This window comes from Aeromicrobium sp. MLTX1 (assembly GCF_046452335.1).
Classification (GTDB): domain Bacteria; phylum Actinomycetota; class Actinomycetes; order Propionibacteriales; family Nocardioidaceae; genus Aeromicrobium.
Genome location: NZ_JBKFDN010000001.1, coordinates 107,199 through 133,611, shown reverse-complemented (window position 1 = coordinate 133,611; position 26,413 = coordinate 107,199). Strand labels below are relative to the sequence as shown.

The 26,413-nt window shown below is 71.8% G+C and carries 32 protein-coding genes; 19 read left to right on the top strand and 13 right to left on the bottom strand.

The annotated features are described in order from the left end of the window. Window positions 1-14 precede the first annotated feature (14 nt). Window positions 15-1,079, top strand: coding sequence for a succinyl-diaminopimelate desuccinylase (gene dapE / locus ACK99Q_RS00615; protein ID WP_410184326.1), 1,065 nt, complete (start codon window positions 15-17; stop codon window positions 1,077-1,079). Window position 1,080: 1 nt separating this feature from the next. Here the strand turns inward: dapE and ACK99Q_RS00610 are convergent, their stop codons facing one another. Further along, window positions 1,081-1,974, bottom strand: a complete 894-nt coding sequence (locus ACK99Q_RS00610; protein WP_410184325.1) for an SGNH/GDSL hydrolase family protein — start codon at window positions 1,972-1,974, stop codon at window positions 1,081-1,083. Between the two features lie 130 nt (window positions 1,975-2,104). Here ACK99Q_RS00610 and ACK99Q_RS00605 point away from each other — a divergent pair, with 130 nt between their 5' ends. From ACK99Q_RS00605 to ACK99Q_RS00595, 3 genes are all read left to right on the top strand, one after another. Continuing rightward, a complete protein-coding gene (locus ACK99Q_RS00605; RefSeq protein WP_410184324.1) occupies window positions 2,105-2,617 on the top strand; it encodes a hypothetical protein in 513 nt (170 codons plus the stop codon). Between the two features lie 91 nt (window positions 2,618-2,708). Beyond that, the gene (locus tag ACK99Q_RS00600) at window positions 2,709-2,870 is read left to right on the top strand and encodes a DUF3117 domain-containing protein (RefSeq protein ID WP_078700305.1); all 162 of its coding nucleotides are present in this window, start codon (window positions 2,709-2,711) and stop codon (window positions 2,868-2,870) included. 24 nt (window positions 2,871-2,894) lie between these two features. Further along, a complete protein-coding gene (locus ACK99Q_RS00595; RefSeq protein ID WP_410184323.1) occupies window positions 2,895-3,221 on the top strand; it encodes a hypothetical protein in 327 nt (108 codons plus the stop codon). Window positions 3,222-3,234: 13 nt separating this feature from the next. Here ACK99Q_RS00595 and ACK99Q_RS00590 read toward each other — a convergent pair whose 3' ends face one another. Continuing rightward, the gene (locus tag ACK99Q_RS00590; protein ID WP_410184322.1) at window positions 3,235-3,864 is read right to left on the bottom strand and encodes an O-methyltransferase; all 630 of its coding nucleotides are present in this window, start codon (window positions 3,862-3,864) and stop codon (window positions 3,235-3,237) included. Window positions 3,865-4,013: 149 nt separating this feature from the next. Here ACK99Q_RS00590 and ACK99Q_RS00585 point away from each other — a divergent pair, with 149 nt between their 5' ends. Continuing rightward, entirely contained in the window at window positions 4,014-4,574 is a 561-nt protein-coding gene (locus tag ACK99Q_RS00585; RefSeq protein WP_410184321.1) for a sigma-70 family RNA polymerase sigma factor, read from the top strand. 85 nt (window positions 4,575-4,659) lie between these two features. On the opposite strand, the gene ACK99Q_RS00580 is transcribed toward ACK99Q_RS00585, so the two are convergent. The 4 genes from ACK99Q_RS00580 to ACK99Q_RS00565 are packed head-to-tail and all read right to left on the bottom strand — an operon-like array spanning window position 4,660 to window position 7,947. Continuing rightward, window positions 4,660-4,971 (bottom strand): sec-independent translocase, encoded by a 312-nt coding sequence (locus ACK99Q_RS00580; protein ID WP_410184320.1) that lies wholly within the window; start codon window positions 4,969-4,971, stop codon window positions 4,660-4,662. 10 nt (window positions 4,972-4,981) lie between these two features. Continuing rightward, window positions 4,982-6,133 carry an Mrp/NBP35 family ATP-binding protein gene (locus ACK99Q_RS00575; RefSeq protein ID WP_410184319.1) on the bottom strand — a complete coding sequence of 384 codons (1,152 nt, stop codon included), beginning with the start codon at window positions 6,131-6,133 and terminating at the stop codon, window positions 4,982-4,984. Window positions 6,134-6,176: 43 nt separating this feature from the next. Next, on the bottom strand, window positions 6,177-6,722 hold the full coding sequence (locus ACK99Q_RS00570) for a DUF1003 domain-containing protein (protein ID WP_410184318.1): 546 nt from the start codon (window positions 6,720-6,722) through the stop codon (window positions 6,177-6,179). Continuing rightward, window positions 6,715-7,947: a magnesium transporter MgtE N-terminal domain-containing protein gene (locus ACK99Q_RS00565; protein WP_410184317.1), complete on the bottom strand. Its 1,233-nt coding sequence runs from the start codon at window positions 7,945-7,947 to the stop codon at window positions 6,715-6,717. Before ACK99Q_RS00565 ends, ACK99Q_RS00570 begins: the two co-directional genes overlap by 8 nt. A gap of 217 nt (window positions 7,948-8,164) precedes the next feature. Between ACK99Q_RS00565 and ACK99Q_RS00560 the strand changes: the two genes are divergently transcribed. The 9 genes from ACK99Q_RS00560 to ACK99Q_RS00520 all read left to right on the top strand — a co-directional run bounded on the left by ACK99Q_RS00560 (window position 8,165) and on the right by ACK99Q_RS00520 (window position 15,612). After that, entirely contained in the window at window positions 8,165-9,046 is an 882-nt protein-coding gene (locus tag ACK99Q_RS00560; RefSeq protein ID WP_410184316.1) for a DMT family transporter, read from the top strand. Between the two features lie 83 nt (window positions 9,047-9,129). Beyond that, entirely contained in the window at window positions 9,130-10,323 is a 1,194-nt protein-coding gene (locus ACK99Q_RS00555) for an acyl-CoA dehydrogenase family protein (RefSeq protein WP_179425935.1), read from the top strand. Window positions 10,324-10,397: 74 nt separating this feature from the next. Then, window positions 10,398-10,874 carry a general stress protein gene (locus tag ACK99Q_RS00550; RefSeq protein ID WP_410184315.1) on the top strand — a complete coding sequence of 159 codons (477 nt, stop codon included), beginning with the start codon at window positions 10,398-10,400 and terminating at the stop codon, window positions 10,872-10,874. A gap of 109 nt (window positions 10,875-10,983) precedes the next feature. Then, a complete protein-coding gene (locus tag ACK99Q_RS00545; protein ID WP_410184314.1) occupies window positions 10,984-12,288 on the top strand; it encodes an endonuclease/exonuclease/phosphatase family protein in 1,305 nt (434 codons plus the stop codon). Window positions 12,289-12,334: 46 nt separating this feature from the next. After that, window positions 12,335-13,369: a MaoC family dehydratase gene (locus ACK99Q_RS00540; RefSeq protein WP_410184313.1), complete on the top strand. Its 1,035-nt coding sequence runs from the start codon at window positions 12,335-12,337 to the stop codon at window positions 13,367-13,369. A 4-nt stretch (window positions 13,370-13,373) separates the two neighbouring features. Next, entirely contained in the window at window positions 13,374-13,979 is a 606-nt protein-coding gene (locus ACK99Q_RS00535; RefSeq protein WP_410184312.1) for a histidine phosphatase family protein, read from the top strand. A 10-nt stretch (window positions 13,980-13,989) separates the two neighbouring features. Next, window positions 13,990-14,814 carry a PHP domain-containing protein gene (locus ACK99Q_RS00530; RefSeq protein ID WP_410184311.1) on the top strand — a complete coding sequence of 275 codons (825 nt, stop codon included), beginning with the start codon at window positions 13,990-13,992 and terminating at the stop codon, window positions 14,812-14,814. An 88-nt stretch (window positions 14,815-14,902) separates the two neighbouring features. Further along, entirely contained in the window at window positions 14,903-15,331 is a 429-nt protein-coding gene (locus ACK99Q_RS00525; protein ID WP_410184310.1) for a hypothetical protein, read from the top strand. Beyond that, a complete protein-coding gene (locus ACK99Q_RS00520) occupies window positions 15,328-15,612 on the top strand; it encodes a transcriptional regulator (RefSeq protein ID WP_410184309.1) in 285 nt (94 codons plus the stop codon). The genes ACK99Q_RS00525 and ACK99Q_RS00520 overlap by 4 nt, the downstream gene beginning before the upstream one ends. 143 nt (window positions 15,613-15,755) lie before the next feature. On the opposite strand, the gene ACK99Q_RS00515 is transcribed toward ACK99Q_RS00520, so the two are convergent. From ACK99Q_RS00515 to ACK99Q_RS00500, 4 genes are read right to left on the bottom strand one after another with little or no spacing between them, the layout of a single operon-like run. Beyond that, entirely contained in the window at window positions 15,756-16,589 is an 834-nt protein-coding gene (locus ACK99Q_RS00515) for an alpha/beta fold hydrolase (RefSeq protein WP_410184308.1), read from the bottom strand. A 4-nt stretch (window positions 16,590-16,593) separates the two neighbouring features. Beyond that, window positions 16,594-17,352, bottom strand: a complete 759-nt coding sequence (locus tag ACK99Q_RS00510; protein ID WP_410184307.1) for an SDR family NAD(P)-dependent oxidoreductase — start codon at window positions 17,350-17,352, stop codon at window positions 16,594-16,596. 17 nt (window positions 17,353-17,369) lie between these two features. After that, window positions 17,370-18,950, bottom strand: coding sequence for an ABC transporter permease (locus tag ACK99Q_RS00505; protein WP_410184306.1), 1,581 nt, complete (start codon window positions 18,948-18,950; stop codon window positions 17,370-17,372). Continuing rightward, on the bottom strand, window positions 18,947-19,855 hold the full coding sequence (locus ACK99Q_RS00500; protein ID WP_410184305.1) for an ATP-binding cassette domain-containing protein: 909 nt from the start codon (window positions 19,853-19,855) through the stop codon (window positions 18,947-18,949). Before ACK99Q_RS00500 ends, ACK99Q_RS00505 begins: the two co-directional genes overlap by 4 nt. Before the next feature lie 89 nt (window positions 19,856-19,944). Between ACK99Q_RS00500 and ACK99Q_RS00495 the strand changes: the two genes are divergently transcribed. Together ACK99Q_RS00495 and ACK99Q_RS00490 are read left to right on the top strand one after the other, a co-directional pair. Further along, a complete protein-coding gene (locus tag ACK99Q_RS00495; protein WP_410184304.1) occupies window positions 19,945-20,703 on the top strand; it encodes a ParA family protein in 759 nt (252 codons plus the stop codon). Window positions 20,704-20,789: 86 nt separating this feature from the next. Beyond that, window positions 20,790-21,464 carry a L,D-transpeptidase gene (locus ACK99Q_RS00490; RefSeq protein ID WP_410184303.1) on the top strand — a complete coding sequence of 225 codons (675 nt, stop codon included), beginning with the start codon at window positions 20,790-20,792 and terminating at the stop codon, window positions 21,462-21,464. 52 nt (window positions 21,465-21,516) lie between these two features. Here the strand turns inward: ACK99Q_RS00490 and ACK99Q_RS00485 are convergent, their stop codons facing one another. Further along, the gene (locus ACK99Q_RS00485; RefSeq protein ID WP_410184302.1) at window positions 21,517-22,977 is read right to left on the bottom strand and encodes a DEAD/DEAH box helicase; all 1,461 of its coding nucleotides are present in this window, start codon (window positions 22,975-22,977) and stop codon (window positions 21,517-21,519) included. A 170-nt stretch (window positions 22,978-23,147) separates the two neighbouring features. Here ACK99Q_RS00485 and ACK99Q_RS00480 point away from each other — a divergent pair, with 170 nt between their 5' ends. Beyond that, on the top strand, window positions 23,148-23,846 hold the full coding sequence (locus tag ACK99Q_RS00480) for a ferritin-like fold-containing protein (protein WP_410184301.1): 699 nt from the start codon (window positions 23,148-23,150) through the stop codon (window positions 23,844-23,846). A gap of 13 nt (window positions 23,847-23,859) precedes the next feature. On the opposite strand, the gene ACK99Q_RS00475 is transcribed toward ACK99Q_RS00480, so the two are convergent. Both ACK99Q_RS00475 and ACK99Q_RS00470 read right to left on the bottom strand, forming a co-directional pair. After that, the gene (locus tag ACK99Q_RS00475) at window positions 23,860-24,096 is read right to left on the bottom strand and encodes a DUF3107 domain-containing protein (RefSeq protein ID WP_410184300.1); all 237 of its coding nucleotides are present in this window, start codon (window positions 24,094-24,096) and stop codon (window positions 23,860-23,862) included. Continuing rightward, window positions 24,093-24,728: a TetR/AcrR family transcriptional regulator gene (locus tag ACK99Q_RS00470; RefSeq protein ID WP_410184299.1), complete on the bottom strand. Its 636-nt coding sequence runs from the start codon at window positions 24,726-24,728 to the stop codon at window positions 24,093-24,095. The genes ACK99Q_RS00475 and ACK99Q_RS00470 overlap by 4 nt, the downstream gene beginning before the upstream one ends. 171 nt (window positions 24,729-24,899) lie before the next feature. Here ACK99Q_RS00470 and moeZ point away from each other — a divergent pair, with 171 nt between their 5' ends. Both moeZ and ACK99Q_RS00460 read left to right on the top strand, forming a co-directional pair. Continuing rightward, entirely contained in the window at window positions 24,900-26,072 is a 1,173-nt protein-coding gene (gene moeZ / locus ACK99Q_RS00465; RefSeq protein WP_410184298.1) for an adenylyltransferase/sulfurtransferase MoeZ, read from the top strand. 41 nt (window positions 26,073-26,113) lie between these two features. Continuing rightward, on the top strand, window positions 26,114-26,404 hold the full coding sequence (locus ACK99Q_RS00460) for an MGMT family protein (RefSeq protein WP_410184297.1): 291 nt from the start codon (window positions 26,114-26,116) through the stop codon (window positions 26,402-26,404). Window positions 26,405-26,413 lie beyond the last annotated feature (9 nt).

Genomic DNA, 26,413 nt, shown 5'->3' with positions numbered 1-26,413 from the left:
CTAGGGTGGAGGGCGTGAGCCTGGACCTGAGCGCCGACATCGTCACCCTGACCCGCGCCGTCGTGGACGTGCCGTCCGAGAGCCTCGACGAGGCCGTCCTGGCCGACGCGGTCGAGGCCGCGCTGCGCGCGCACGACCACCTCGAGGTGGTCCGCGACGGGCACACGATCATCGCCCGGACCGACCTCGGGCGGTCCGAGCGCGTCGTCATCGCCGGCCACCTCGACACGGTTCCCGAGAACGGCAACATGCCCTCGCGGCTCGAGGGCGACACCCTGTGGGGCCTGGGCACGTGCGACATGAAGGGCGGCGTCGCCATCGCGCTGAGCCTGGCCGCGGCCCTCGCCGAGCCGGTCCGCGACGTCACGTGGGTGTTCTACGAGGCCGAGGAGATCGCCGCCGTCCACAACGGACTGGGCCGCATCGCGCGCGAGCACCCCGAGTGGCTGGCGGGCGACTTCGCGATCCTCATGGAGCCGTCCAACGCGGGCGTCGAGGCCGGCTGCCAGGGCACGATGCGCGTCGACGTGCGCACCACCGGCGAGCGCGCCCATTCGGCCCGCTCGTGGATGGGCCACAACGCGATCCACGACCTCGCGCCCGTGCTGGCCACCCTCGCGGCGTACGAGCCGCGCACGGTCGACATCGCCGGCCTCACGTACCGCGAGGGCCTCAACGCCGTCGGCGTCCGCGGGGGAGTGAGCGGCAACGTGATCCCCGACGAGGCCGTCCTCACCGTGAACTACCGCTTCGCGCCCGACCGCGACGAGGACGCCGCGCTGGCGCACCTGCGCGAGGTCTTCGACGGCTTCGAGCTCACCGTCACCGACTCGGCACCCGGTGCCCTGCCCGGCCTCGAGCGCCCGGCCGCGGCCGCGTTCGTCGAGGCCGTCGGCGGCGAGGTCGGACCGAAGTTCGGCTGGACCGACGTCGCGAAGTTCACCCTGCTGGGCATCCCGGCGGTCAACTACGGTCCCGGCGACCCGATCTACGCGCACAAGGCCGACGAGCAGGTCCCGGTCGAGCACCTGCACCGCGTGCACGACCGCCTGCGCCGCTGGCTCAGCGGCGACGCCTGAGTCAAGACCGCAGGGCCTCCTCCACGAGTCGCGCGATCGCGGTGTGGCCGGCGCTCGTGGGGTGGATGTCGCCGAGCGCGCAGTAGTAGGTCAGCGCGCAGATGTCCTCGGCCCGCGCGGGGATCGTCCCGAAGTCGGGTGACTCCACGGTGGCGTCGGGGGAGGCATAGGCCCCGAACGCCTCGGTGACGTCGACGAAGGTGGCGTCGTGCTGGGCGTAGACCGCGCGCAGCGCCGGGTTGAGGATCGTGCGGAACATGTCCACGGTCTCGTCGGCGATGGCGTCGGCCAGCTCGGAGTCGGGGTGCCGCACGGGCTCGCCGGTCCAGAAGGCCGGGTAGGTCAGCCCGACGATCGGCACGTCGGCGCCCACCCGTTCGCGGATCTGGCCCAGGAGTGCGTCGATCGCCGCGGTGGTCTCGGGGACGGCCGCCTGCACGCATCCGCGCAGCTCGGCGTCGAGCGAGCAGCGCCGCAGGTCGTTCGCGCCGAGGACGACCGTGACGAGCTCGACGTCGTCCCCGTAGCGGTCGAGGTGGCGCACGACGGCGTCCGCCTCCGAGCCGCCGGTCAGCGGCGGCGCGTCGGGTCCGCGGAGCTCCTCGTCGCACGTCTCGCCCTCGACGAAGGCCACCGCCGTGATGCCCGCGCAGCTGACGTTGACCAGCTGCAGGTCGCGATCGCGCGCCACCTTCCAGGCGAACCCCGACGTGGTGTTCTGGGCGGGCTCGCCGTCGATGGCGGGCCGGTAGCCGGCGGCGTAGGAGTCGCCGATCGCCAGGTACTGCGGCCGCGCGTCCGAGGCCGGGGGAGTGGGGCGGGTGGAGCAGGCGGTCAGGACCGAGAGGGCGAGGGCCAGCACGCAGGCCAGCCGCATCGACGGAGGAAATCGCACCCGTCCCACCGTAGTGATCGGCGCCGCGACGTCCACTCGAAGCAAGCCTCAGGCTTCACCTGAAAGTTTGTCGGGGACCCGTCGGCGTGCCGTCGCGAGCGCACCTCGCGCCCCGCCTAGTCTGGGCCGCATGTCCAGCCGCACACTTCCCCGCTCGCTGCGCGTGACATCCGCCGCGATCGTGCTTGCTCTGGCCGCCGTCGTCGTCATCGCCGCCGTCGCGATGCAGACGATCCCGGCCCTCATCATGGCCTCCTGCGTGGCCCTCTCGGCCGGCATCACGTCGACCGTTCTCATGTCCGAGGAGATCCGCGAGGTTCGCCAGAAGTTCGCGAAGGACCGCGTGCGCGACGCGCGCGTCATCGCCGAGCGCGAGCGCGAGCACCTCGACGTCGACGCGTCCTTCCGTCGCGCGGTCTCCGAGCGCCTCCGCGCCAGCGAGGCCGAGATCTCCCGCCTGCGTGCCGACCTGGCCGCCGGCAGCGCCCAGATCGACGAGCTCGAGGAGCGTCTCGCCACCGAGCAGGAGCTCGTCGCGATGCTCGGCGTGCGCCCCGAGATCGACCCCCGCATCGTCACTCCGGCCGCCGAGAGCGACTCCGCGGAGCGGGGCGACGCGTCCGGCGAGCTGCGCTCCGCCTGACGCTTTCGCCCCCTTGGCGTGATTCCGTCGTCGCGATGGGCGATAATGGATCCCGGCCCGAAAATTCGGGCGACCAACGAGAGGGGTACAGATGGCCGCCATGAAGCCTCGGACCGGCGACGGACCGATGGAGGTCACCAAGGAGGGACGCTGCATCGTCATGCGCGTCCCGCTCGAGGGCGGCGGACGTCTGGTGGTCGAGCTCAACAACGACGAGGCCGCCACGCTCGGTGACGCCCTCAAGGCCGTCTGAGCACGCTGGATGTACGGACTCTCCGTGCGTTGGCCCCTGGCCGACGCGCCTGACGGCGTGCTCGAGCAGCTGCACGAGTACGTCGAGTCCGAGTCCCACGCGAAGTTCGCGGGCCTGTCGGGCCTGCGCTTCAAGACGTGGCGAGCCCGCGAGGGCGAGTGGTTCGAGGGCACCTACGTTTTCGTCAGCGACGAGGCACGCTCGGCGTTCCAGGCCGACTTCGAGACCCGCGCGGCCGACGCGCCCGGCACCGCGCTGATCGGCGCCCTGCCCGAGATCGAGCCGTTCGAGGTCGTCGCCGTCGTGCGCGGCCCGGCGGGTTTCCGCTCCGCCGCCCGCTTCGAGGGCTGACCGCCCGCCGCTGTCAGTGCGGCTTCTGCAGCACCAGCAGGCCGTCGCCCAGCGGCAGCAGCAGCGAGGAGAGGTCCTCGTCGGCGCCCACGCGCTCCAGGAGCTCGCGGATCGCGACGGTCTCGGGATCGCGCTGCGACGGGTCGGCCACGCGGTCGTGCCACAGGGCGTTGTCGAACACCACGAAGCCGCCGGCGCGGGTGAGGCGGAGCGCCTCGTCGAGGTACTCGCCGTACTCGACCTTGTCGCCGTCGCAGAACACCAGGTCGTAGCCGCCGTCGTTGAGCCGCGGGAGGACATCGAGCGCCGAGCCCGTGATGAGCCGGAAGCGCGTGGGGGAGATGCCGGCCTCGAGGAAGACCTGGCGGGCCAGGCGCTGGTTCTCCGCCTCGAGGTCCACCGAGGTCAGCACGCCGTCGGGCAGCATGCCGCGCAGCAGGGCCAGGCCGGACACACCGGTGCCCGTGCCGATCTCGGCGATGCTCTTGGCGCCGGCGGCGCCCGCCAGGAACGTCAGCGCGGCGCGCGCGCCGGGCAGGACGGGGACCACGCCGACGGTCTCGGCGTGCTGGCGCGCGGTGCGCAGGTGGTCGTCCTCGGACCGGTACTGCTCGACGTAGGCCTGGCTGGCTTCGGAAGTCATCGTCCCCTCGCAATCGTTCGGCGGGTGGGTCCAGCCTATCGACGCGGAGCCCCGGGAGCGCAGGGGACGCGCGGTCAGGGCCCACCGGACTTCGCCAACCGTCAGGGCGTTCTTCGACTGCTCTCAGGTTGAGGGTCGAGGATCGTGGCATGCCCGACGGGAAGCCCACGCTGCAGGACCAGGCCGAGATCTACGCCCAGCACGGGACGCAGGTCCGTCGCCTCGCCACGCGCCTCACCGGGAACCGTCAGGACGCCGAGGACCTCACGCAGGACGTGTTCGAGCGCGTGTTCACCTCGCTCGACCGCTACGAGGCCCGCAACCTGGCCGGCTGGCTCCACCGGATCACCACGAACCTCTTCCTCGACCGAGCCCGTCGCGCGGGTCGCCAGCCCACCTCGGCGCTGACCGACGCGCACGAGTCGCGCCTCGTCGACGACGGCCACCTGCCGCACGACCTCGTCCACGACGCCGGGTTCGACCCCGACATCGAGGCGGCGCTCGCGACGCTGCCGAGTCACCTGCGCGTGGCCGTCGTGCTGTCCGACGTCGAGCAGCTCGAGCACGCGGAGATCGCGCTGCTGCTGGGCGTCAAGCCGGGCACGGTGCGCACGCGCGTGCACCGCGGCCGCGCCGCGCTGCGGCGCGAGCTGGCCCACCGCGAGCCCCGCGCGGGCCGCACCCGCGTCCTCGGCGCGCTCGGCATCTGACCGGCCCGTACCGAGATTTGCTCCATTTTCTACGTTTCAGTCCCACTGGAACGTAGAAGACGGAGCAAATCTTGCCAAGCCGGCGTCAGGTCGCCTCGGAGTCGAAGGGCGGGATCTCGCCCGGGCGCAGGATGCGGACGCTCGGCACCGGAGGCGGAGTCGTGTCCGACAGGATCACGTCGCGCACCGCGGCCCGCGGGTCGAGGTCGCGCAGGTTGATGTCCTTGAACTCGTCGCCGAGCTCCTTGCCGAGCTCGGACTTGGCGTTCTCGGCCATCTGGCGCACGGTCTTGACGAACTGCGCCGCCTGACGCGCGAGACCGGGAAGCCGGTCGGGTCCGAAGACGATCACGGCCACGACGGCGATCGCACCGATCTCCATCCAGCCCAGGCCCACGGGCGCGATCCTACAGTCGGCCGGCGGGGGCGAGGCCGAGCTGCATGCCGGCCAGGCCACGGGAACGACCGCTGAGGCCGTCGGCGATCTGCTGGAGCACCTTGGCGCTCTCGGCGTCGGGATCCTCGGTCACGATCGGGGAGCCGCTGTCGCCGCCCTCGCGCAGCTTCTCCTCCAGCGGCACCTGGCCGAGCAGGGAGATGTCGTAGCCCAGGCGCGCGGTCAGCGTGGTGGCCACCTCGGCGGCGCCGCCCGAGCCGAAGACCTCGAGCTTCTCGCCCGAGGGCAGCTGGAGCCACGACATGTTCTCGATGACGCCCACGACGCGCTGGTGCATCATCGACGCCATCGTGCCGGCGCGCTCGGCCACCTGGGCCGCGGCCTGCTGCGGGGTCGTGACGACGACGACCTCGGCGTTGGGCAGGTGCTGCCCGAGGCTGATCGCCATGTCGCCGGTGCCCGGCGGGAGGTCGAGGAAGAGGGCGTCGAGGTCGCCCCAGTAGACGTCGGCCAGCATCTGCACGAGCGCACGGTCGAGCATCGGGCCGCGCCACGCGACGACCTGATCCTTGCGGGGCTTGAGCATGCCGATGCTCATGACCTTGAGCGACACGTCGCCGACCTGGGCCGGGACGGGCATGATCATGTCCTCGACCTGGGTGGGACGCTGGTCGCCCACGCCGAGCATGTCGGGGATCGAGTGGCCGTAGATGTCGGCGTCGACGACGCCGACCTTGAGGCCGCGCTTGGCCATCGCGACGGCGAGGTTCACGGTGACGGACGACTTGCCGACACCGCCCTTGCCCGAGGCGATCGCGTAGACCTTGGTGAGCGAGCCGGCCTGGGCGAAGGGGATCTCGCGCTCGGCGCGGCCGCCGCGGAGGTGCTCCTGCATCGCCTTGCGCTGCTCGTCGGTCATGACGCCCATGTCGACGCGGACCGTGTGGGCCGGGGCGACCTTGGCCACGGCGGCGGTGACGTCGCGCGTCAGCGTGTCCTTGAGCGGGCAGCCGGCCACGGTGAGCAGGAGGCGGACGACGATCTCGGTCTCGCCGATCGTGACGGTGTCGACCATCCCCAGCTCGGTGATCGGGCGCTTGATCTCGGGATCGTTGACGGTCGAGAGCGCCTCGGTGATCTGGTCCTGGGTGACGTCAGCCATGCCGTGAAGTCTACGGGGCCCTATCGAACGTCCGGGGGTCGCGTCAAGGTCCGGACGGGGACGGCCGGTCGGGCCGGGTCCGGTCCTGCTCGTCGGGCTCGTCCTCCTTGTCGAGCTCGGCCAGGAAGCCGCGCAGCTCGCTGCGCAGGAAGTCGCGGGTCGCGACCTCGCCGAGGCCGATCCGCAGGCTCGCCACCTCGCGCGCCAGGAACTCCATGTCGGCGTGCGAGCGGCTGGCCGCCTCGCGGTCCTGCTCGGCGGCGATGCGGTCGCGCGCCTCCTGCCGGTTCTGCGCGAGCAGGATCAGCGGCGCGGCGTACGACGCCTGCAGCGACAGGATCAGTGTGAGGAAGATGAAGGGGTACTCGTCCCAGCGCGGACGGTCGGGACCGTAGGGCACGTTCCAGACGATCCACACGAAGATGAACAGCGTCATCCACGCGATGAACGTGGCGGTGCCCAGGAAGCGCGCGGCGGACTCGGCGAAGCGGCCGAAGCGCTCGGGATCGGCGTCCTTGCGGGCGGCGAGGTTGCGGCGCAGCCCCCGGCGCAGGTCGCGCGGCTGGTCGAGGCGTTCGCGGTCAGCCATGCTCACGCCATCCCTTCGGGAGCAGGTGATCGAGCACGTCGTCGATCGTCACGACGCCGAGCAGGTGCTGGTTCTCGTCGACGACCGGGACGGCGACGAGGTTGTACGCGGCCAGCAGGCCCGCGACCTCGGCCAGCGAGGCCTCGGGGCGCGGCCAGTCGATGTCGTTGACGATGATCTGGCTGACCAGGGTGGAGGGCGGCTCGCGCAGCAGCGCCTGGAAGTGGGCGGCGCCGAGGAAGCGGCCGGTGGGCGTCTCGAGCGGCGGGCGGCACACGTAGACCATCGAGGCCAGCGCGACGCTCAGCTCGGGCTCGCGGACCAGGGCCAGCGCGTCGGCGATCGTGGCGCTCGGGTCGAGGACGACCGGCTCGGTGGTCATCATGCCGCCGGCGGTTCGCTCCTCGTAGGACAGGAGGCGGCGGACGTCCTCTGCGTCGTCGGGCTCCATGAGCCCGAGCAGCTCCTCGGCGGTCTGGGCAGGCAGCTCTCCGAGCAGGTCGGCCGCGTCGTCGGGGTCCATCTCGCCCAGCACGTCGGCGCCGCGGCTGGGATCGAGGATGCCGAGCACCTCGACCTGGAGGGCCTCGGGCATCTCCTCGAGGACGTCGGCGAGGCGCTCGTCGCCGAACTCGCGCACGATCTCCATGCGGCGCTTCGGCGGCAGGTCGCGCAGGGCGTTGGCGATGTCGGCCGGGCGCATCTCGTCCATCATCGCGAGCAGGTGGGTGGCGCCCTGGGCGGCGGTCTCGCTGGCCAGTCCGCGGACCTCGTCCCACTCGACGACGTGGCTCGTGCCGCGGCGGCCGAAGCGCTTGTGGGGCTCGGCGACGGCGACGGTGGAGACGTACCAGTCGCGGCGCGGGTCCTGCTCGATCGCGATGTCGTAGAGGGAGGCCGGGGTGCCGTCGGCAAGCGTGACCTGGCGGTCGAACAGCTCGTGCACGGCGAGGGTCTCGGTGGAGCGCTGCTGGAAGCGACGCAGGTTCAGCACGCCCGTGGTGATGACCTGGCCCGAGTCCATCGAGGTGACGCGGGTGATCGGCAGGAACACGCGGCGCCGCCCGAGGACCTCGACGACGAGGCCGAGCACGCGCGGGCGCTGGGTGGCGCTGCGGACGGCCACGACGACGTCGCGCAGCTTGCCGACCTGGTCGCCCACGGGGTCGAAGACGGCCTGCCCGACGAGACGGGACACGAAGATCCGGGTCGGCTGGCTGCTCACGGGTCCGAGGCTACCGGCCGCGGGTCGCCCGCCGCTGGTGGCTGGTCGGGCGGTGAGTGGTCAACCTCATGAGCGGCGGACGGCTGGTGGGCGGTGAGTGATCAACCGCATGGACTGCCGATGTGGTTGATGGCGCACCGCCCCGGCCGGGGAGGGGTTGAGGACTCACCGCCTCCCCAGCACGCGGTGCGCCGAGGCGGCGGGGGACACTGACGCCGTGAACTATCTGCTGGCGCTCGTCGCGGTGATCGGCGTGTCGATGTCGGGTCCGCTGATGGCGGCCACGGCGGCGCCGGCGCTCGCGATCGCCTTCTGGCGCAACGCCATGGCCACGGGCCTGCTGGCGCCGATCGCGCTGACGCGGCACCGCACCGCGATCACGGGTCAGGACCGGCACGGCTGGACCCTGGCGATCGTCGCCGGCGCCGCGCTGGCCGCGCACTTCGCCTGCTGGGTGGGCTCGCTCAAGCTGACCTCGGTCGCGGCGGCGACGGCGCTGGTCTCGATGCAGGTCCTCTTCGTCATCGCGATCGACGCGCTGCGCGGGCAGCGGGCCGCGCCCGCCGTGGTCGCCGGCTCCCTCCTGGCGGTGATCGGCGTGGCCGCGATCTCCGGGGTCGACCTCTCGCTGTCGAAGGAGGCGCTCTGGGGCGACGCGCTGGCGCTGGCCGGCGGCCTGTTCGCTGCGATCTACGTCGTGGTGGGCGCCCGGGTGCGCGAGACGCTGTCGACGACCGCCTACACCTTCGCCTGCTACGGCATCTGCTCAGCGATCCTGCTGGTGGTCTGCCTCGTCGCCGGCGTCCCGCTGGGCGGCTGGTCGGCCCGGGCCTGGGTGATGATCGTGGCCGTGATGGTGTGCGCGCAGCTGCTCGGGCACTCCGTCATCAACCACCTGCTGGCCGTCATGTCGCCCGTGGTCGTGTCTCTCATGCTGCTGCTCGAGGTGCCCGGAGCGGCCCTGCTGGCCGCGGCGTTCCTGGGCGAGTCGCTGCCGTGGCTGACGTACGGCGGCATCGCGCTGATCCTCGCCGGCCTCGCCGTGGTGACCGCGTCGACCGGGCGGGCGCGCCGGGCCGAGACCCTCGTCGCCGACTGATTCCGCGCGGTCCCCGCCCGGTGCCCGGCAGCGCGCCACTGTAGGCTCGCCCCGATTCCCACCGAGATTCGAGGAGCACCGTCATGGGGCGTCTTGTCAGCACCGAGGGCCTGACCGAAGAGCAGGTCGAGATCCTCAAGGTCGTTCGCCAGTTCGTCGAGAAGGAGATCATTCCGGTCGCGACGGACCTGGAGCACAAGGACGAGTACCCGACCGACATCGTCGAGGGCCTCAAGGAGCTCGGCATCTTCGGCCTGATGATCCCCGAGGAATACGGCGGACTCGGCGAGTCGCTGCTGACCTACGCGCTCGTGGTCGAGGAGATCGCGCGCGGCTGGATGAGCGTCTCCGGCGTCATCAACACGCACTTCATCGTCGCCTACATGCTGATCCAGCACGGCACCGACGAGCAGAAGCAGAAGTACCTGCCGAAGATGGCCACCGGCGAGGTCCGCGGCGCGTTCAGCATGAGCGAGCCCTCGCTCGGCTCCGACGTCTCCGCGATCTCCACGAAGGCCACGAAGCAGGATGACGGCTCGTACGAGATCACCGGCCAGAAGATGTGGCTGACGAACGGCGGCTCGTCCACGCTCGTCGCGGTGCTGACCAAGACCGACGAGGGCTCGGACAGCGTCTACAAGAACATGACCACCTTCCTCATCGAGAAGGAGCCGGGCTTCGGCGAGACGGCCCAGGGCGTCACGGTGCCCGGCAAGATCGAGAAGATGGGCTACAAGGGCATCGACACCACCGAGATGATCCTGGAGAAGCACCAGATCTCGGCCGATCAGATCCTCGGCGGCACGCCCGGCCAGGGCTTCTACCAGATGATGGACGGCGTCGAGGTCGGCCGCGTCAACGTCGGCGCCCGGGCCGTCGGCATCGCGAACCGCGCGTTCGAGCTCGGCATCGCCTACGCCCAGCAGCGCGAGACGTTCGGCAAGCCGATCGCCCAGCACCAGGCCATCCTGTTCCGCCTGGCCGAGATGGCCACGAAGGTCGAGGCCGCCCACACGATGGTCGTGCGCGCCGCCCGGCTCAAGGACTCCGGCAAGCGCATGGACGTCGAGGCCGGCATGGCCAAGATGCTCGCCAGCGAGTACTGCAACGAGGTCGTCGAGGCGTCGTTCCGCATCCACGGCGGCTACGGCTACTCCAAGGAGTACGAGATCGAGCGCCTGTACCGCGAGTCGGCCTTCATGCTGATCGGCGAGGGCACGTCCGACATCCAGAAGATGATCATCGGGCGCAACCTGCTCAAGGACTACAAGCTCTGAGTCCCGTCACGAGAGCCCCGCATCCACTCCGTGGACGCGGGGTTCTCGTGCGCTCACGGGTCTAGGCTGGCCGCATGGCTCAGATCTTCTCGTTGGAGTACCCGCAGTCCCTCGGCGTCTACGACGACTACGACGCGGCGCAGAAGGCCGTCGACCACCTCTCCGACCACGACTTCCCGGTCGAGAACGTGCTCATCGTCGGCACCGAGCTCAAGCAGCTGGAGCGCGTCACCGGTCGCCTCACGTGGGGACGCGTGATCCTCAGCGGCGTGCTCGGCGGAGCGTGGTTCGGCCTGCTCATCGGCCTGCTGCTGGGCATCTTCGCCGCGGAGGGCGACTGGCTCGCGGCGGTCCTCACGGGCATCCTGCTCGGCGTCGTGTGGGGCGCGATCATCGCGGCGGTGGGCTACGCGTCCACCCGTGGTCAGCGCGACTTCAGCAGCGTCAAGACGATCCTGCCGAGCAAGTACGAGCTGCTCGTCGAGCACAAGCACCTCGCCCGGGGTCAGGAGCTGCTCGCCGGGCTGCCCGGTCCCACCCCGACGTTCTGACCGGCGTCCGCTGCGGCGGATGTGACGGTTTTTTGTTGGAGTGACGCGTGGGAACGTAGGATGGGAGATCGTGCGACCGGGTGGGTCGCACGTCCTCCGGAGGTCTCCTGTGCGTTCCCCTCGTGCTGCCCTGGCGCTGGCCCTCGCGGTCGCCGCCGGCTTGCTCGTCGCCCCGCTCACCGCCGTCGCGCCCGCCTCGGCGGCCAACGCGCGCTGCGCGGCGTACCACGACGTCGTGCGCGAGACGTCCGCCGGCGGAGTGCTCGCGGGGCGCACGCCGCTGCTCGCGGCCTCGTACAACATCGCCGGGTACAACGCCTCGGCCGGCACGATGCCGGGCTGGGAGTCGCGCGCCGACCGCGTGGTCGGCATGATCATGCGCTGCTCGCCCGACGTGATCGGCCTGCAGGAGGCCTCGGAGGCCTGGATGCAGCGCCGCCCGGCCGGCTCGCGCAACCACGCGCAGTTCGAGCACGTCGTCGACCTCATGAACGCGCGCACGCCCGGCGCTCCGTACCGCGTCACGAACACGTACCGGAAGTCGTGCCCGACCACGGGTCCGAACCCCGCCGTCTGGAACGGCACGTGGCGCGGCGAGCGCGCCCCGTGGCGCACCTGCACGACCTCGGCGTCGGCCAGCTCCTCGGACAACCGCACGATCTACGACTCGCGCGTCCTCGAGGTCGTGCGCCACGGCTCGCGCCCGCTCTCGAGCGCGACGTCCACGAAGCGCACGCTGGACTGGACGATCTTCCGCGTCCGCGCCACCGGCAAGCAGTTCCTCTTCGCCAACACGCACCTCGACGCGCGCTACCGCGGCAAGGCCATCACGACCTCGGCGTCGAACTCCTTCCGCCGCAAGCAGGCGGCCCAAATCCTCGCGACCGTCAAGCAGCTGCGCGCGGGCAGCCTGCCGGCCGTCCTCGTGGGCGACCTGAACAGCAACGGGCGCACCCGCAGCACGACCGCCGTGGACGACTTCACGCGCGCCGGCCTCGTCGACCTGCTCGGCACCGACCGCCGCGTCTACCGCTCCAAGAGCGCGACGTGGCGCGGCTCGTGCAAGTCGGTGGGCGTGACCTCGTCGCTGTCCGCCACCCGCTTCGCCCGCGTGCCGCTGCACGTCAAGCGCCGCATCAACGTCTCGTACAACTCGTCCAACGCGGTCTCGGGCAAGGGCCCGGGCAGCGCGAAGAACACGTGCATGTACCGCGACAAGAAGCTGAAGCGGCCGCGCGGCTCGACCCCGGCGGCGTACTACAAGCACCAGGGCACGCGGATCGACTACGTGCTCGCGGCCGGCATCCGCGCGCGCGGCTGGGAGACGGTCGTGGACGCGAACCTGCGCACCGCGCGCTACCGCGCGACCCCGCCGTCGGACCACCACATGGTCGCGGCGACGCTCGCGTTCTGACGATCCGCCATGATGGTCCCGCACCATCGGCGACAGTGAGGACGACATGAGCAAGACGAACCCGGGCAACTTCTTCGAGGACTTCACGCTCGGACAGGTGATCCAGCACGCCACGCCGCGCACGATCACCGAGGGTGACCGCGCCGTCTACGGCTCGCTGTACCCCACCCGGTTCGCGGTGCCGTCGTCCGCGGCGTTCGCCGCCTCGGTGGGTCTGGACCCTCATCCCGTGGAGGACCTCATCGGGTTCCACGTCGCGTTCGGCAAGACCGTGCCCGACGTCTCGCTCAACGCCGTCGCGAACCTCGGGTACGCCGAGTGCCGCTTCCACGCCCCGATCGTCCCGGGCGACACGATCTCCACGTCGTCGGAGGTCATCGGCCTCAAGCAGAACTCCAACGGGAAGTCCGGTGTGGTCTACGTGCGCTCCACCGCCACCAACCAGCGCGACGAGGTCGTCCTGGACTGGGCGCGCTGGGTCATGGTGCACAAGCGCGACACCGAGGCGGCCGCGCCGGAGACCGTGATCCCCGAGCTCGCCCCGTTCGTGGCCCCCGAGGACCTCGTCATCCCGCAGGGTCTCGACTTCACCGGGTACGACTTCGTCGCCGCGGGTGAGCCGCACCGGTTCGACGACTACGAGGTCGGCGAGAGGATCGACCACGTCGACGGCGTCACCCTCACCGCGTCGGAGCACCAGCAGGCCACGCGGCTGTGGCAGAACACGGCCAAGGTGCACTTCAACGTCGAGGCGCGCCCCGACGGCAACAACCTCGTCTACGGCGGCCACGTCATCTCGCTGGCGCGGGCCCTGTCGTTCAACGGCCTCGCGAATGCCCAGCTGATCGCCGCGATCAACGCCGGCGCGCACACGTCGCCCGCGTTCGCCGGCGACACGATCTACGCGTGGAGCGAGGTGCTCGACAAGGCCGAGACCTCCGCGCCCGGCGTCGGCGCGCTGCGGCTGCGCCTCGTCGCCACGAAGGGCCGTGACGAGTCGATGACCCTCAAGGGCGACGACGGCAAGTACGCGCCCGGCGTGCTGCTGGACCTCGACTACTGGGTCCTCGTGCCACGCTGAGTCCATGAGCGCCGACCAGGAGCCCCAGACGGCCGAGCTGTGGCTCGTCCGCCACGGCGAGACGGAGTGGAGCCGGGCGTGGCGGCACACGTCGGTCACCGACGTCGAGCTGACCGACCTCGGGCGCGAGCAGGCCGAGGCCCTGCGGCCGCAGCTGTCGGGCGTGCGGTTCGACCGCGTCTGGAGCAGCCCGCGGCGCCGCGCCCTCGTGACGGCCGAGCTGGCCGGGTTCGAGCCCGAGGTGGTCGAGGACGTCGTCGAGTGGAACTACGGCGAGTACGAGGGCATCACGACGCAGCAGATCCGCGAGACCGTGCCGGACTGGACCGTGTGGTCGCACCCCACGCCCGGGGGCGAGACGGCCGAGCAGGTCGGCGCGCGCCTCGACCGCGTCGTCGAGCGGGCGCGGTCGCTCGGCGGACGCACCCTGGTGTTCGCCCACGCGCACTCGCTGCGCGTCCTGGCGGCGCGCTGGCTGGGCCTCGAGGTGGCCGACGGGCGGGTGTTCGCGATCGACACCGCGACCTACTCGGTGCTCGGCGACGACCGCGGCCAGCCGGTGGTCCAGCAGTGGAACGTCCAGCAGGGCGGCCGCGCGCCCAGGGCCTAGTCTTCTGAACGTGCGCATCGACCTCCACACCCACTCGACGCGGTCCGACGGCACCGACACGCCCGGCGACCTCGTGCGCAAGGCGAAGGCCGAGGGGCTCGACGCGATCGCCCTCACCGATCACGACGCCACCGAGGGCTGGGTCGAGGCGCAGGAGGCCGCCGACGAGGTGGGCCTGCGGCTCATCCGCGGCATCGAGATCTCCACGCAGTTCGAGGGGCTCAGCGTGCACCTGCTGGGCTACGAGTTCGACCCGACGTACGCGCCGCTCGTGGAGGAGCTGGAGCGCGTGCTGGGCGGCCGCAACCAGCGCCTGCCGCGGATCCTCGACAAGCTTGCCGCGCTGGGGATGCCGCTCACCGAGCAGGAGGTCCTCGCGGTGGCCGGCGACGCGGCCGCGTGGGGGCGTCCGCACGTGGCCGATGCGATGATCGCGAAGGGCTACATCGCCGACCGCGACGAGGCCTTCCGCGACTGGCTCGTGCCGGGCAAGCCGGCGTACGTCGCGCGCTACGCGGCGAGCCTGTTCGATGCGGTGCGCCTCGTGCGCGAGGCGGGCGGGCGGCCCGTGATCGCCCACGCGTGGGCGCGCGACAGTCGCGGCAAGGTCACCCCCGAGCTGCTGGCCGAGCTCGCGGAGGTGGGCCTGGCGGGCATCGAGGTCGACCACCCCGACCACGACACCCGCGCCCGTGCCGAGCTCGCGGCCATTGCCACCGACCTCGGCCTCGCCCGGACGGGCTCCAGCGACCACCACGGCACCGGCAAGGGCGCCGCGTTCCATCTCGGCGCCAACCTCACCGAGCCGGAGCAGCTGGAGCGCCTCCTCGAGTGACTTTCCGTATCGGCTTGCCGACTCGGCTTGCCAAGATGGAAAGTCGGTGTCTAGACTTTCCGTGTTGGCAAGTCGAGACGGAGGAATCATGACCGAACGGGACGAGGCGCGCGAGGCGCTCGAGCAGATCGCCGCGACACGGCGCGAGACGGCACACCGTGCCGCGAGCCCGCGGGGCTACTACGCGGTGGCGGGCTTCGGGATGGGCCTGGTGATCCTCGGGCTGGGGCTCGACGGGTGGGTCCGCTGGGTGCTCTACGTCATCGGCCTGGCGACGGCCTTCGGCGCTATGACCTGGTACACGAAGCACACCGGCATCGTCACGTTCGCGACGCTGCGCGAGCCGGGGGCCTGGCGCGCGTGGCTGATGGTCGCCGTCTCGCTCGTGTCGCTCGGTCTGGCGTTCCTCGGGCCCGTGGTCGCGGCCGTGGCCGCGCTGGTGACCACCGCGACCTGGGCCGTGCTCGGCCCCCGCTGGGACGCCGACTGGGTGCGCAGCATCGAGGAGCAGCCGTGAGCTCGGGCGCGTTCGACCCGCTCATCCACGCCCCGCACCGGCTGCAGATCTGCGCAGTCCTCGACACCGTCGACAAGACCGAGTTCGCCCTGCTGCGTGAGCGGCTCGACGTGAGCGAGTCGGTGCTGAGCAAGCAGGTCAAGGCGCTCGAGGACGCCGGCTACGTCAAGGTCTCCAAGGCCACCCGCGCCGGCCGCGTCCGCTCCTGGGCCGCCTTCACGAAGGCCGGCCGCGCCGCCTACCGCGGCCACGTCGAGGCCCTCCGCGCCATCGTCGGCTGACCGCCGCACCAGCAGCCGCCCGCCCCTGACCGCGAGTGGCGCGAAAACGCCCGCCACTCGCCGAGTGGCGGGCGTTACTGCGCCACTCGCGACCCCGGTTTGCGCCACTCGGCGAGGTGAGTCGGGCGGCAGTCCGGGGAGCGTCAGTGGGCGAGCAGGAAACCGCGCCAGTCGTCGACGAGCTCCTCGGGGGCCTCCACGGCGGGGGAGTGCGCCGCCGACGGCAGCACGACGATCTCGGTGCCGAGGCGCTGGGCCATCTCGGCCTGCGCGTCGTGGGGCCAGGCGTCGTCGGTCTCGCCGCGCGCGACCCACACGGGCACGCCGGTGGCGGCGACCTCGTCGACCCGGTCGGGAGCGTCCAGCAGGTGCTGGGTCATCGCCTTGAGCGAGGCGGGCGCGTTGGCCGTGAACCGCTTCGCGAGGAAGGCCGTGATCTGCGCGGGGCGCTTGATGCCCTGTTCGCGCAGCTGGTGGATGTCGAGCAGAGGCACCTTGCCGATCGCGGCGGCGATCCGCTGCAGGGGGCGGGTGGGGGAGTCGCCGAGCGCGCCCGGGCCGGTGCACAGCAGGCTGAGGCTGCGGATGCGCTGGGGGTGCGCGATCGTCAGGGTCTGCGCGACGAGGCCACCGAACGAGTGGCCCAGCAGGTGGAACCGCTCGTCCTCGAGGAGGGTGTCCGCGAGGGCGAGCGCGTCCTCGGCGAGGGAGTCGAGCGAGTAGTCGTCGAGCGGGTCGCCGGGCGACTCGTACTGGCCGCGCTGGTCGTAGGCGACCACGTCGTACCCGAGCGCCGCGAGCAGCGGCAGGACGGGCGTGAAGTCCTCCTTGCTGCCGGTCCAGCCGGGCACGAGCAGGATCGAGCCGAGTCGCTCGCCGGTGGCGCGGGCCAGGTGCACGGCGTGCTCGGTGCGGGACGTCTCGGCGCGGAGGACCTCGACGCCCTCGGGGATGTCGAGGGTCTTGGGAACGCTCACCGGGTCATCGACCTCGCTGCGCGATCTTGGCGACCAGGGAGGTCGGTGCGTGACGGGCGACGGCGGCGAGGACCTTGTACCGCGCCGACGGCACCGAGATCGCCTTGCCGCGCTCGAGGTCGCGCAGCGAGCCCTTGACGACGGCGTCGGCCTTGAGCCACATCCATCGCGGCACGTCGCCGATCTCGGCGCCCATCCGCTGGTGGAACTCGGTGCGCGTGAAGCCCGGGCACAGCGCCTGCACGGTGATGCCCACGTCGGAGTAGTGCCAGTTGGCCCACTGCGAGATGTTCACGAGCCAGGCCTTGTGGGCCGAGTAGGCCCCGCGCGGGGTGAACGCGGCGACGCTGGCGACGTTGATGATCCCGCCCTGGCCCCGCCCGGACATCGACTTGATGGCGGCGTCCATGAGGTGCATCGGGGCGCGGACCAGCAGGTCGAGCTGACGGTCCTCGTCGGCGATGTCGGTGGTGCCGAACCAGCCCGCGAGCGAGGCGCCGGCGTTGTTGACCAGCAGGTCGATCGGCCGGCCGGACTCGGAGAGGCGGTCGGCGACGCGATCCATGCCCTGCAGGGTCGCGAGGTCGGCGGTGATGACCTCGACCTCGACCCGGTGCGCGTCGGTCAGCTCGGCCGCGACCTGCTCCAGCCGGACGGTGTCTCGGGCGACGAGGACGAGGTTCGTCCCCCGTCGCGCCAGCTGCCGGGCGAACGCGTTTCCGATGCCGGCGGTGGCGCCGGTGATCAGGGCCGTGCGGGTCATGGGGCCCAGCATGCCAGTCACGCGAGGTCCCGGCCCCGGTAGGCCCACCAGCCCACGCCGAGGAGGCCGGCCGCGACCCCCGAGAGCGCCAGGGCGGAGACCGGATCGGCGTCCTCGAGCGGGAGGTGCGGGACGTGCGTGAAGGGCGAGAGCCACAGGGCGGCATCTGGCAGGCCGAGCAGCTCGCCGATCTGCCCCAGCGTGCCGAAGGCGACGAGGACGCCCCAGCCGAGCACCGCCCAGCGGGCCCTCAGCGCGAGCAGCAGCACCCCGACGGCCACCGTGACCCAGACGGCCGGCGCCTGCCCGAGGGCCGACTCGACGATCCGTGCCGGCGAGTGGTCGGTGCCCTGCCGGACGCCGAGCGCCAGCGCGAGACCGGCGACGAGCAGCAGCCACGTGACGCCGCCGATCGCGAGGGTCACGACGGACCAGTACGCGCCGGCGCGGGTGACCCGCGTGGACAGGACGATCTCGGTGCGCCCGTCCCGCTCGTCGTCGGCCGCGTGCGTGAGGACCGTGATGCCGAAGCAGCAGACGATGAGCGCCGCGATCGAGGCGATCGACGCGATCATCGTGTCGCGCAGCGCCCCGGTGCCGCCGAGACCCTCCAGCAGCTGCTCGGTCTCGTCCGAGAGGATCCCGTCGAGGTTCGGCGAGATCGCGCCGAACAGCAGCCCCATCAGCGCGACGGCGGCCGTCCAGCCCCACAGGGGCGCCACGTGGGACCTCAGGCCGAGGGCGAGGGGGCCGGCGAGCCAGGCGGGCCCGCGGGCCGGACCCGGCCGGGGCGCCAGCAGGCCGGCGCCGAGGTCGCGCCGGGCCGCCAGCGCGACGGCGACGGCGGCCGCCGCGAGTGACAGCGCGACGTACAGGCCCAGCACCCACCACCGGGTGTCCCCGTAGGCCTCGAGCCGGGTGTTCCAGCCGAACGGCGACAGCCAGCTCAGCCACTCCGCGCCGGACGCGTCGCCGGCGGCCCGGGCGACGAACAGGACCGCGAGAACGCCGGCCGCGAGCCCGGCACACGTACGCGCGCTCGCCGCGACCTGGCAGCACACGGCGGTGACGGCCGCACCGACCAGTCCCGTCCCCGCCCACGCCGCGCCGAACGCCACCGAGCCGGTCCACGGAAGGCCGGCGAGCGTGTTGGTCACGGCGACCAGCGCCCCGAGGACGACGGACACGGCGGCGGCCAGTCCGAGCGCGGTGGCCAGTGGCGCGAGTCGCCCGACACCGGCGCCGCCGAGCAGCTCGGCACGGCCGGTCTCCTCCTCCGTGCGGGTGTGCCGGCGCACGAGGAACAGCGTCATCACGGCGACCAGGACCGAGTACGTGACGGTCATCTTGGTCATCGCGAGCTCGCCCAGGCTCGTGGGGTCGAGGACGGGCCCGTAGAGGGCGACGATCCCGGCGCTCGCGTTGAGCCCGGCCGCCGCGGCGACGCGGTCTGCCTCGGTGGGATAGAGATCCGGCGTGACCGCGGCCGACGTGCCGCACACGAGCGTCAGCACCGCCAGCCACGCGGGGATCGACCACCGGTCGCGTCGCACGGCCAGCCGCAGCAGCGTGGGCGCACCGGCCAGTGCCTCGCTCATCGGGCCGGCTCGGCTGACGTGGACTGGTAGGCGTCGAGGAACAGCTCCTCCAGCGTCGGCGGGGTGCTGGTGAGCGACTCGACCTGCGCCCGGGCCAGCGCGCCCAGCAACGGCGTCATCGCCTCGGCGTCCACGGTGCACGACACGGTGCGTCCGTCGACGCGGACGTCGTGCACGCCGTCGAGCCGCAGCCCCGCGACCGCCTCGGGCCGGGCGACGGTCGCCGTCACGCGGCTGCGGCGCAGGTGGCGCAGGTCCGCCAGCGCGCCACTCTCCACGGTCCGGCCCTCCCTGATGATCGTGACGCTGTCGGCCAGTCGCTCGACCTCGCCGAGGACGTGGCTCGACAGCAGGACGGTCGACCCGGCCGCGCGGTGCTCGGCCACGCAGCCGAGGAACACCTGCTCCATCAGCGGGTCGAGGCCGGACGTCGGCTCGTCGAGGAGCAGCAGGTCGCTGGGTGCCGCCAGCGCCGCGATCAGCGCCACCTTCTGCCGGTTGCCCTTCGAGTACGCGCGGGCGCGCTTCGTGGTGTCGAGCTCGAACGCGTCGACCAGCTCGTCCCGGCGCGTGCGACGCGGCTCGAAGCCGCGGGTGCGCAGCATCAGGTCGACGATCTCGCCGCCCGTCAGGTTCGGCCACAGGACCACGTCGCCGGGCACGTACGCCAGTCGCCGGTGCAGGGCGACCGTGTCGCGCCACGGGTCGAGACCGAGCACCGTCGCGGTGCCGGCGTCGTGGCGCAGCAGACCCAGCAGGCAGCGGATCGCGGTGGACTTGCCGGCCCCGTTCGGGCCGAGGAAGCCGTGCACCTCGCCCGCGCGGACGGTGAGGTCGAACGCGTCGAGCGCCCGGAACGATCCGAAGGTCTTCACGAGGCCGCGCACGGTCACCACGTCGTCCATGCCGCCACGCTAGGCAGCGCACGGGTTCACGTGGCGGACGCGCGCTCGTCCGCGGCCCCGCGGGCGCCCGTCGATGGCACAATTGCCGCGTGACCACCACCGTGGCCCTCGCCAACCAGAAGGGCGGCGTCGCCAAGACCACCAGCGTCGCGTCGCTCGGTGCCGCGCTCCTCGAGGAGCGCCAGCGGGTGCTCCTGGTCGACCTCGATCCCCAGGGCAGCCTCACGTTCTCCCTCGGCATCGATCCCGAGGAGCTCGACGTCACGATCGCCGAGGTGCTGCTGGGCAAGGCGCCCGCCGGCGACGCGATCGTCACCACCGAGGAGGGCCTCGACCTGCTGCCGGCGAACATCGCGCTGGCCGAGGCCGAGGAGAACCTCGTCACCCGCACCGGCCGCGAGCAGCGGCTGCGGGTCGCGCTGGCCAAGATCGCCGACGACTACGACTGGATCCTGCTGGACTGCCCGCCCGCGCTGGGCGTGCTCACGGTGGGCGCGCTGTCGGCCGCCGACGAGGTGGTCATCCCGCTGCAGGCCGAGACGCTCTCGCACCGCGGCGTCGGCCAGCTGCTCGACACCATCCACGACGTGCGCCAGTTCATCAATCCCGATCTGGTGATCCGCGGCGTGCTGGCCACGATGTACGACGGCCGCACCGCGCACGCGCGCAACGTGCTGGCGGCGATCGGCGACACCTACGACCTCGAGGTCCTCGAGCCGCCGATCCCCAAGACGATCCGCTTCGCGGAGGCGCCCGCGATCGGGCGCTCGATCCTCAGCACCTCGCGCACCCACAAGGGGGCCGACGCCTACCGCGCCGTGGCCCGCGTCCTGGTCGGAGCCCGATGACCGCACCGGACGGGCCCGGCGAGTCCGCCACGCGCACACCGCGCGAAGTCGGCCATCGGCGCAAGGTCGCGCCTACCGTGGAGGACATGGCTTCCCCGCCCCGTGTCCGTCTCGGCCGCGTCGCCGCGCTCGTCGGCGCCGTGGCGCTCACCGCCACCGTCTCCGCGGTCTCGCTCGTGCGCGAGCCCGCGACCTCCGCCACCGCCGGCACCGGCGCCACCGTCGTCGAGACCGTGGCTCCCGTGATCACCGCCGGCACCACACAGGCGCAGTCTGCCGCGGACGAGGCTCTGAAGGCCCAGCAGATCGCTGCCGCGAAGGCGGAGAAGAAGGCGGAGCGCGAGAAGGCCAGCCCGCCGCCCCCCGCCAACTCGGGTGAGGGCCGCCGCATCGTGTTCGACCAGTCCGACCAGCGCGTGTGGCTCATCGAGGCCGACGAGACCGTCGACCGCACCTACCTGGTCTCGGGCAGTCGCTTCGACAACCTCCAGCCGGGCAGCTACGCCGTGCAGTCGCGCACGCGGCACGCCACGAGCTTCGACTACACCGGCACGATGGAGTACTTCGTGCAGTTCACGACCGGCCAGAACGCGCCCATCGGCTTCCACTCGATCCCGGTCTACAACAACGGCAAGCCCGAGCAGACGATCGAGCAGCTGGGCCAGGCGCTGTCGGCGGGCTGCATCCGCCAGGAGAAGTCGGACGCGAAGTACCTCTGGGACTGGGCGCCCGACGGCACCCCGGTCGTCGTCACGGCCTAGGAAGAACGACTCCCCGACCACCAGGTGGCCGGGGAGTCGATTCGTGCTCGCGTCAGGACGCGGAGGCGGGGGTGGAGCCGGAGGGCTGACCGCCGGAGGGACGGCGGCGACGGCGACGGCGACGCGCCTGACCCTCGCCGGCCGGCTGCTCCTCGCCCGACGGCGCGGAGGCCGTCTCGGCGGCGGGACGCTCGGCGCCCTCGACCGGCTTGCCGCCGCGCGTGCGCTGACGGCTGCGGCTGCGGTTGCGGCTGCCCCCGTCACGACGCTCGCCGTCGCGCTTCTGGCCGTCGCGGCCACCCTCGGAGCGGGGCTCCTTCGGCGCCGGCGGCTTGAGGCGACCCTTGACGTTGCGGTCGATGCCGAGGTCGTGGAACAGGTGGTCCGACGTGGAGTACGTCTCCTGCGGCTCGTCGTAGGGCAGGTCGAGCGCCTTGTTGATGAGCTTCCAGCGCTGGATGTCGGCCCAGTCGACGAACGTGACCGCGGTGCCCGTGGCGCCGGCGCGACCGGTGCGGCCGATGCGGTGCACGTAGGTCTTGTCGTCCTCGGGGCACGTGTAGTTGATGACGTGGCTGATGTTGGCCACGTCGATGCCACGGGCGGCGACGTCGGTGGCCACCAGGATGCTGACCTTGCCCTCGCGGAAGCCGTCGAGCGCCTTCTCGCGGGCCTTCTGGGCCATGTCGCCGTGCAGCGGCGAGGCCGGGAAGCCGCGGTCGGCCAGGTCGTCGGCCACGCGCTGCGCCTGGCGCTTGGTGCGCGTGAAGATCACGACGCGCTCGACGTCGTCGGCCTGCAGGATGCGGGCGACGACCTCGGGCTTGTCCATGTCGTGCGCCTGCCACACGAACTGGCTCGTGGCGGGCACGGTCTGGCCGGCCTCGGCCGACTCGGCGCGGATGTTCATCGGGTGGCGCATGTGCTTGCGCGCCAGGGTGACGATCGACGACGGCATCGTCGCGCTGAACAGCATCGTCTGGCGGGTCTCGGGCGTTCGCGCGAGGATCGACTCGACGTCGGGCAGGAAGCCCAGGTCGAGCATCTCGTCGGCCTCGTCGAGGACGAGCGACTTGACGTGGCTGATGTCGAGCGCGCCGCGGTTGACGAGGTCGAGGATGCGGCCCGGGGTGCCGACGACGATGTCGACGCCGGCCTCGAGGGCCTCGAGCTGCGGCTCGTAGGGCACGCCGCCGTAGATGGTCAGGTTGCGCGTGCCGCGGTTCTTCGAGGCCGTGGCGACGTCGCCGGCGACCTGGATCGCGAGCTCACGCGTCGGCGCGACGATGAGGGCCTGCGGCTTGCCCGGCTCGACCAGCTGGTCGTAGTCGGGGTCGTGCGGCGCCACGGTGCGCTGGATGACGGGGATGGAGAAGGCCAGCGTCTTGCCGGTGCCGGTGCGGGCCTGTCCGATGAGGTCCGTGCCCACGAGGGCGACCGAGAGGGTCATCTCCTGGATGGGGAAGGCCTCGTTGATGCCCTTGTCGGCGAGGGCGTCGGCGATCTCGGGCATGACGCCCAGTTCGGTGAAGGTAGTCAGGGGTCTGCTCTGGTTTCTGTGCGCGATCTACTGTCAGCGGATCTGAAATGGCTTGGATCCTGTGGCGACAGGATCGGCGAATACCCCTCCAGTCTAACGGCGCGTGCCCGGAGCCGGGCGGACGCCGCGCTACAGTCCCGATCATGAGCTCCGATGCGCCCACCGGTGGACCCCTCGACGACCCCGACTACCGCGCCGGCGTGGTCGAGCTGCTGGCGCTGCTCAGCTACGGCGAGCTCAGTGCCGTGGAGCAGCTCAACCAGGACGCCCAGGAGGCGCCCGACCTGCGCACCAAGGTCGCGATCCAGACGATGGCCGCCTCGGAGTGGAGCCACTTCGTGCAGCTGCGCGACCGTCTCGTCGAGCTGGGGGAGGACCCCTACGCGGTGATGGACTCGTTCCGCACCACGTTCAGCCGGTTCCACGGCAAGACCGAGCCGTCGGACTGGCTCGAGGGCCTGCTGAAGGCCTACGTGGGCGACGGGCTGGCGGCCGACTTCTACCGCGAGATCGCGGCGTTCCTCGACGCCGACACCCGCCAGTTGGTGCTGGAGACGATGAGCCAGACGGGCAACAGCGAGTTCGTCGTCGACCAGGTGCGCGAGGCGATCGCGGCGGACCCGCGCGTGGCGGGACGGCTCGCGCTGTGGGGCCGCCGGCTCATGGGCGAGGCGCTCAGCCAGGCCCAGATGGTGGTGGCCGAGCGCGACGTGCTGACGGCCGTGGTGGTCGGTGCCGCGGATCGACCGGGCGGCTTCGACCTGGCCTCGATCGGGCGCATGTTCACGCGCATCACCGAGGCCCATGCCGAGCGCATGGCCCGCCTCGGGCTGGACGCCTGAGGCGGGCGCAGGCTCAGGCGCTGGTGAGGCCGAAGCCGACCTTGCGGCCGCTGTCGGCGTTGAAGTACAGGTAGGCGACCTTGTCGGCCGGCACGGCCACGGTGTGGCCCTTGCTGTCGGTCAGGGTGAACAGCGAGTCGTCCTTGAGGGCGTCGTTCAGGGTCGCCAGCACCTTGTCGGGCTCGACGTCGGTGTCGACGGACAGCTCACGGGCGGCGTTCTGCACGCCGATCTTGACCTCCACGGTCACTCATCTCCTTGGGTGGTGGGCTTGGGGAACCCGCCGATCCCGCGCCAGGCGAGAGTCGAGGCGAGTGTGACGGCGTCGTCGCGCGACAGGCCCGACGCGCCGGACAGCCAGGCGCGGGCGCCGACGTGGCCCATGCCGACGAGGCCGGCGGCGAGCAGCTCGGCGGCGCCCTGCGACAGGCCGGTGTCCTCGACGATCACGTCGGCGATCGCCGCGGCGGACTCGGAGGTGACCCGGTCGACCAGCTCGCGGACCTCGGGGTCGCTGGTGAGGTCGGACTCGAAGACGAGGCGGAACGCCTTCTCCTGGTCGGCGACGCTGTCGTACCACAGGCGCATGCTGGCCTGGACGCGCTCGCGGTTGTCCTGCGTGGACGCGAGTGCCTCGCGCACGCCCTCGATCACCGTGTCGACGGCCGAGGAGATCAGCGCGGTGTAGAGGTCGAGCTTGCCGGGGAAGTGCTGGTAGAGGACGGGCTTGGAGACGCCGGCGCGCTCGGCGATCTCGTCCATCGAGGCCGCGTGGTAGCCCTGCTCGACGAACACGTCGAGGGCCACGTCGAGCAGTTGGGCCCGCCGAGCGGTGCGCGGCAGCCGCCCCGCGCGGGGCCGAGCCTCAGGGGTCTGGGTCACGCCTCAACCCTAGCGGTCGGTTACCCACCGGTCGCTTGCAGCGGGGCGTTGCGGGCCGTGTGGCGGGCTGTCCACCCAGCGGACGGGCCGCCACATGCTGGGACCGGGCGGGAACAATGGTCGTCGGCGCCGGGTTGAGCCCGGTGAGCCCCGCAATCGAAGGAGAAGCCCGTGGTCGCGCCCCTGGTCGAGCCCGCCGACGAACTGACGATCGACGAAGTCCGTCGGTACAGCCGTCACCTGATCATCCCCGACGTCGGGATGACGGGACAGAAGCGCCTCAAGAACGCGAAGGTCCTCGTCATCGGCGCGGGCGGCCTCGGCAGCCCCGCGTTGCTGTACCTGGCCGCCGCCGGCGTCGGCACGCTGGGCATCATCGACGACGACGTCGTCGACGAGTCCAACCTGCAGCGCCAGATCATCCACGGCCAGTCCGACATCGACAAGCCGAAGGTGCAGAGCGCCGCGGAGGCGGTCGCGGAGGCCAACCCCTACGTCAACGTCATCACGCACAACGTGCGCCTCGACAACGACAACGTGCTGGACATCTTCAGCCAGTACGACCTGATCCTCGACGGCACCGACAACTTCGCGACGCGCTACCTCGTGAACGACGCGGCCGTCATCCTCAACAAGCCGTACGTGTGGGGCTCGATCTACCGCTTCGAGGGCCAGGTGTCGGTCTTCTGGGCGCAGGAGGGTCCGCAGTACCGCGACCTCTATCCCGAGCCGCCGCCGCCGGGCATGGTCCCCTCGTGCGCCGAGGGCGGCGTGCTGGGCGTCCTGTGCGCCTCGATCGGCTCGATCATGGTCACCGAGGCCATCAAGCTGATCACCGGCATCGGCGATCCCCTCATCGGCCGCCTCATGGTCTACGACGCGCTCGAGATGCGGTACACGACGCTCAAGGTCCGTCGCGACCCGAACGGCGTGCTGCCGACCGAGCTGCTGGGCGACTACGAGGCGTTCTGCGGTGCGATCAGCGACGAGGCCGCCGACGCCGCCGCCGACTCGACGATCTCGGTCGCCACGCTCGAGAGCTGGCTCAAGGAGCGCGGCGACGGCGGCCGTGACTTCGTCCTGGTCGACGTGCGCGAGCCGAACGAGTACGAGATCAACCGCATCCCCGGATCGGTCCTGATCCCCAAGGGCGAGGTCCTCGCCGGCCGGGCCTTCGACCAGCTGCCGCAGGACAAGCAGGTCGTCCTGCACTGCAAGTCGGGCGTGCGCTCGGCCGAGGCCCTCGCGGTGCTCAAGGGCGCCGGCTACTCCGACGCCGTGCACGTCGGCGGCGGCGTCGTGGCCTGGGTCAACCAGATCGACCCGAGCCAGCCCAACTACTGACCGCTCGTCGTGGCCCCGGTCCTGCTGACAGGATCGGGGCCATGGACGAGGAGTTCACCGAGGCCGTCCTCGAGGTCGTCGAGCAGATCCCGCCGGGGTGCGTCGCCACCTACGGCCTGATCGCCGAGCGGCTCGGGCGCGGCGGCGCGCGCCAGGTCGGGCGCGTCATGTCGCTCGAGGGACACGGCGTCCCGTGGTGGCGCGTCGTGCGCGCCGACGGCTCCCTGCCGGCCCACCTCGTGATCGACGCCCAGCAGCACTGGCGCGACGAGCGCACGCCCGTCCGCAACGGCCGCGTCATCGTGAAGGACGCGCTCGCGCCGGATTTCTGACCCTCCCCG